The sequence below is a fragment of the Mesorhizobium sp. CNPSo 4670 genome, from assembly GCF_057784235.1.
Map to the genome: position 1 here is coordinate 1 of NZ_JBWJFQ010000051.1, position 5,379 is coordinate 5,379.

The 5,379-nt window shown below is 60.3% G+C and carries 6 protein-coding genes; 2 read left to right on the forward strand and 4 right to left on the reverse strand.

The genetic code is table 11. From position 1 onward, the window contains the following. From AC0ZT5_RS34875 to AC0ZT5_RS34890, 4 genes are all read right to left on the reverse strand, one after another. Positions 1-132 (reverse strand): helix-turn-helix domain-containing protein (locus tag AC0ZT5_RS34875; protein ID WP_488500128.1); only part of this gene is annotated, 132 nt, incomplete at its 3' end. Beyond that, positions 72-686 (reverse strand): amidase family protein, encoded by a 615-nt coding sequence (locus AC0ZT5_RS34880; protein ID WP_488500129.1) that lies wholly within the window; start codon positions 684-686, stop codon positions 72-74. The genes AC0ZT5_RS34875 and AC0ZT5_RS34880, both read right to left, overlap by 61 nt. A gap of 75 nt (positions 687-761) precedes the next feature. Continuing rightward, on the reverse strand, positions 762-1,106 hold the full coding sequence (locus tag AC0ZT5_RS34885) for a hypothetical protein (protein WP_473751267.1): 345 nt from the start codon (positions 1,104-1,106) through the stop codon (positions 762-764). Between the two features lies 1 nt (position 1,107). Beyond that, positions 1,108-2,199, reverse strand: a complete 1,092-nt coding sequence (locus AC0ZT5_RS34890; protein WP_488500126.1) for an IS5 family transposase — start codon at positions 2,197-2,199, stop codon at positions 1,108-1,110. A 1,479-nt stretch (positions 2,200-3,678) separates the two neighbouring features. Here AC0ZT5_RS34890 and AC0ZT5_RS34895 point away from each other — a divergent pair. Continuing rightward, positions 3,679-4,146, forward strand: coding sequence for a Ros/MucR family transcriptional regulator (locus AC0ZT5_RS34895; RefSeq protein WP_488481641.1), 468 nt, complete (start codon positions 3,679-3,681; stop codon positions 4,144-4,146). Positions 4,147-4,996: 850 nt separating this feature from the next. Beyond that, on the forward strand, positions 4,997-5,379 hold a 383-nt coding region (locus tag AC0ZT5_RS34900; RefSeq protein ID WP_488500127.1), incomplete at its 3' end, for an aldehyde dehydrogenase family protein.

Sequence of the window (5,379 nt, forward strand, 5' to 3'; positions counted from 1 at the left end):
ATCGTAAGCTTGCAACAGCCGGTGAACCTGTGCGCGGCTCAATCGCAATAGCTCGGCCGCCTGGACGACGCTCAGCCGACGTTCACGGATCTTCTGGATAGCTTCAAGGCGATGAAGTTCGTTCTGCGACAAGGTAACGAGACAAGGCATGACGGTCTCCAACGAGCCCGGTCTGTCGCCAGGCTGAGGCCGCAAGCCTTCCTTTCCAGCTTCGAGTTGGCGAGAGCATGAGCTGTGAAAGTCGGGGACTGTCGCATCTCTAAATTGCTCAAGTGTCGCATCTCTATATAGCTGCTACACGCTAAAGTTGCATAATAGGAATTATGGAACTGCCGAATCCTATTTGAAATCAATGGCTTGTCGCCATACCGATAATATCCATTATGTAGAATGAGGTTATCCTCAACACTCTTGCTACCTCGGCCGCTCGATTGGCCGCGGCAGGTTGCGACTTTTTCATATGCCCCGATACACCGCTCATCTAGAGCTGCCACATGGATAACGCGGTCGCAACGGTCAGCGGTTCCGTCCGACACAGAACAAATAGCCGAGAAAAACGCTGGGTCCTGGCCGTTCGGGCCGCCGGAAATACGTGCGCGAGACGGGTTCAGCCCTACCAGACCGCACCAGGAGGCCGGGACGCGGATTGACCCGCCGCCGTCACCACCAGATGCTATCGGAGTGATGCCCGCAGCTACGGCCGCCGAAAGATCCTCCCGGACGACCCACCCGCGGAGCGCTCTAACAGGCTGTTGAAGAAGTCACGCGCGCTCGCAGACGAAGCCTGAATCGTCGGCATTGTGGATGTAGAAGTGGCCGACGAGGCGACCCGCGGTGCCGATCATCGCCCATCCGCGACCGCAAGCGGGATCGCTTTCGTCGTGACCCTCCCACGAGAATTCCGCGCAGGCCGAGCCGTCTCGCGCGCCGTAGCGGACATCAAGGAAGCCTTTGAGGGCGCCGAAGCCGATCTCGCCGTCCGCCGCGCCTTTGAACGTCAGATGCGCCTCTTCGACGAGATCGAGGAAATCGTTGTCCCAGACATCCATTTCGACGATACGCCAGCGACCGGCAAAGGCCTTGGCGATGGCTGGAACCTTGGCCATGTCAGCTGGTCCCCGCGATGAGCTTCGGCAGCCGCACCAGATTGTAGGCGGCGGCAGCGAAGGTGAAGCCCCATCCGACGCGGTCCCGGCCGCGGAACTTGGTTTGGCGCTGACCGGCGACCGTCTTGATCCAGCCGAACGCCTCTTCAATGCGCTTGCGAATACGCTGACTGACAGCATAGCCGCTATGCCGGGTGGTGCGCCCGTCGATGGCCGAACTACGGCCGCTGGTGTTCTGCGCCACATGCGGCGTCACCTTCATCGAACGCAGTTCGTTAACGAAGTCCTCCGCATCGTAGGCCTTGTCGGCACCGAGCGTGATCGCCTGCGGTCGGTCGGCGCGAGGCTCGACCATGTGCAGTGCCGCTACCCGCTCGGCATGCCCGTCGGCCAGTGTCAGGCAGGCTTCGACCAGCAGGCCGTGGCGGTTCTCCATCAGCCCATGTCCCATGAAGCACAGCTTGGCCTCCTTGCCTTTACCCTTGCGATAGAGCCTGGCGTCAGGATCGGTGGTCGAGCCATGTGTATCGTTCGACCGCTTCTGGCCACGGAAATCCGCTTCGGCGTTGCGCCCGTCGCCTTGAGCCGGCGGCTCGCCCGAGCCGTCTTTCGGCTTGACGCTCTTCATCGACGCCCAGGCCTCGATCAGCGTCCCGTCGACCGAGAAGTGATCCGTCGACAGAAGCCTCTTGACCTTGGGCTGCGCCAGCACCGCGCTCAGGAACTTTGCAGCGATGTCGCCCTCCAGCAACCGGTCGCGGTTCTTGGAGAACACAGAATGATCCCAGGCCGCATCGTCAACGCCAATCCCGACGAACCAGCGGAACAGAAGGTCGTATTCCAGCCGCTCCATCAACAGCCGCTCCGAGCGGATCGAATAGAACGCCTGCAACAGCATCGCCCGCAGCAGCTTCTCCGGCGGGATCGATGGCCGTCCGATCGGCGAATACATCGCCGCGAAGTCCCGCTCCAGCGCCGACAGCGCCTCGCTCACGATTAACCGGATCGCCCGCAACGGATGATTGCGCCGCACCCGCGCCTCAAGGTCAACATAGCTGAACAGTTCGCCAGTTCGATCGTCGCCGCCGCGCACTCGTCACCTCCGAATCCCTTCGGAACCAGTGAATCACCGCTGCGGTCCGGTGGCGAGTGCCTTTTTCAACAGCCTGCTAAATCCCATGGAATCCCAGTAACTCCGTTGAGAATGGATTCGGTCATTATGGTTGACCCAAGCTCCGGCGTCGTTGTTCTTCCGAGAGTGCGGAGCATGTCCACCTCTCTCAGAGATCGGTAACTACCTCTGGAGTAAGGCGGCGCGCGGAAGAGGCGGTTTAGGCCGGAAAAGAGAGGCACGTTTGAATCAAGCGCGCTTTTCCTCGGTCGAGATCGTCCAATCCCTAACGTTACTTTCTCCGCAACAAAAGCGTACCCAGCTTCGGCGCGGACGCATTCTGCTACGTCTCCCCAATCCGGCGCAGACATCAGCGTTCGTCAATTGGCGGTTTCCTGGCGAGGCCAAGCCTGGCGCGTTGGTCATCGGCGAAATTCTCGGCGGGACACTGTGTCCCGAACCGATGAACCGTGAGCTTGCCGCGCTCCATAATATGAACGGCCCATCCCCCTCCGCAACGCTTGACGCGCACGCCGTTTGGTTCGCCAGCCACCATCGCTGCCACTCATTTTTCTTCGCCCGGTATCGAGACTGGGAGTCGCCCCCTGGCACGGCGAAAAACACGGGACCTTACGTAACGTCAAGCACAGATTCTCTCTTGGCTGATGCCTTATGGATCTGACGGCGACGGGCGATTTGGGTGCGGAACGTCAGACCGCGCGGGACTTGTATCGATTTAGATCGGCAGATCTTGTATTTTAATGCAGCCTTAAGGATCCGCAGCTAATGTGAGTGAGAACGCGTATTCAGTTCGAGTAGCTCTGCAAAAAGCCCGCCGCTTTTGCCCTCAGGAGTGGCGGGTTTTTCGGCTTGAAATGATGGCGCGTCGGTACGGATTCGGCCACAGCATGCGCGGCAGATTCTCCTCCCCTTTCCGCCAAGGTTACGGTGCAGTCCTAGGGAAGCGCAGATCGAGGATGGAGCTGAACGCTCTTCCCGAAGGCCGCCGGGTCCTGCTGATACTGTTCGCCGCCCCTCCCCGTGAACACGCGCCTTGGCGCCCCGAGTTGGTCGGTGCAGTCGTTCCCGGTCTCGACCGGATCGTGGCTGAAGAACAGGAAAACACCTGCTGCTACGAGTGCGTTCGATTCTGCTGCTTCACCGGCGGCCAGCCCTGCTCTTAGAGACGGCAGCCACTGTGGAATTCTCCGAACGCTCGATGCCGAGCTCCGGCATAGAAGAGATCAAGAACAGCTTGGCAGCGTTTAGGATCGCTCGCTTTGCTACATCGAGCATGGATGTGCCAACAGCAGTCTGATTACCGGCGAGATGCATCGCTATTGACCTGAGCGCACGACGAGCATGGCAACGTTCTTGCTGGATCTTTTATTGCTTTCAGCGGCAACCGCCCCTATGTAGCCTCACTTCGCCGACTGTCCTTCAAGCCACCCGGAGAGTTTCATGACCGATGAAGCCGATAACACAACCGATGTCCTCATCGAGCTGACCGCCGATGTCGTCTCAGCCTATGTCTCCAACAATCCGGTCCCGGTCGGTGAACTCCCTGCCCTGATCGGCCAGGTGCACGCGGCTCTCAAAGGCACAGCCGGCGCCGGTGTTTCCGCAGAAGATCCCGAGGTTCGCAAGCCTCCCGTATCGATCAGGAAGTCGGTGACGCCGGACTATATCATCTGCCTTGAAGACGGCAAAAAATTCAAATCGCTCAAGCGCCATCTGTCGACCCACTATGGGCTGACGCCGGACGACTATCGCGCCAAATGGGGCCTGCCGGCGGATTATCCCATGGTCGCGCCGAACTACGCCGCTGCACGCTCGGCATTGGCCAAAACGATGGGGCTCGGCCGCAAACCGGCCGAACAGGAACAGCCAGCACCGGCGAAGCGGGCCCGCAAGAACGTCGCAGCTTGATTTCAGCAATCGAGCGTTGTTCTGGGGCGCAGCTGCCACTGGCATAATCTGCATCTGTTCGAAATATGAAAAGGCGGGGTGGTAGCCCCGCCTAGCCAGCTCTGCTCCCCAAGAATTCGCTCGGGCTTGCAGCATTCCGCTGATCAAGCCGGACTGGTCGAGCTCTGCGCTCGCCCCCCTTGTCACGCGGCGTTCAGACCTCCCGGGATCCATCGCGTTCGTGCGCTGTTGCCAGTAGGCGGGAGAAAATTCAGCCGGCTTTACTGAGGCTGCCAGCTGAGGACTTGCCGGTCCGGCGGCCCTGTTCTGGCCATCAGTGAGGGTCGAAAGAGACCCCGCTCGTTCAACGGGGGAAATGGGGGCAAAAACATCCTGACCGCCATCGCGTTAGGCGAAGCAAAAACGAGAAATTTGCAAGCTCGGTTTGACCGGCGGCTTTAACGCCTCATGGACCGTCCAGCACCCGCCCGTAGGGCTCACGCAGAGTTTCGGTTATGAATCGGGACGGCCTCACGGCCTGCCACATTGCAATGGTTACAAGGGAAAACCGACATGACGACAGGCTTTGCGGCCCCGATGCCATACTCGAGACGTCCGGGGGAAAGATGGCAAGAGTTACCAACCAGGGTTGTTTCGCTGGGGCAGACGGGGGACTGTAGACGGCGACGCTAGCGGCCGGTTCGAGACTCGCCGGTTCTGGACGAAGCTGGCCGTCGGCCTTCCCCGAGACAGGTCCACCCGGCCCAAGGGACGCGCAACTTTTCGTGGGAGCTGGTCCTATGCAAAAGCCGCACGTCCGCAGTAGATGTCCATCCGGCCGGACAGGCCAAGAGCCTCTGGGGAATCGACATTGCCGCTCCACCCGCCTTTGATCCGCCACCTCAAATCTCCTGACCTGTTTTGCAGCCTTGACCGCCTGCCGGCGCTTGGCAAACCAGTCAGTCAGCGCACATTTGTGGTCCTCAACCCATCGACGGGCGAAGCTCTGGCAGAGCTTCCCGACATGGGCACCGAGGAGACGCGCGCGGCGATCGCCAAAGCCCATGGCGCGCAGCCTGGATGGGCCGCATTGACAGCCCGTGAACGCAGCGACGTTCTGTGGCGCTGGCATCAGTTGATTATAGACCACGCCGATGACCTTGCCGCGATATTGACCGCGGAAATGGGCAAGCCCCTGCCCGAGGCCAAATCGGAAGTGGCGCATGCGGCTGCCTACCTGCAATGGTACGCCGA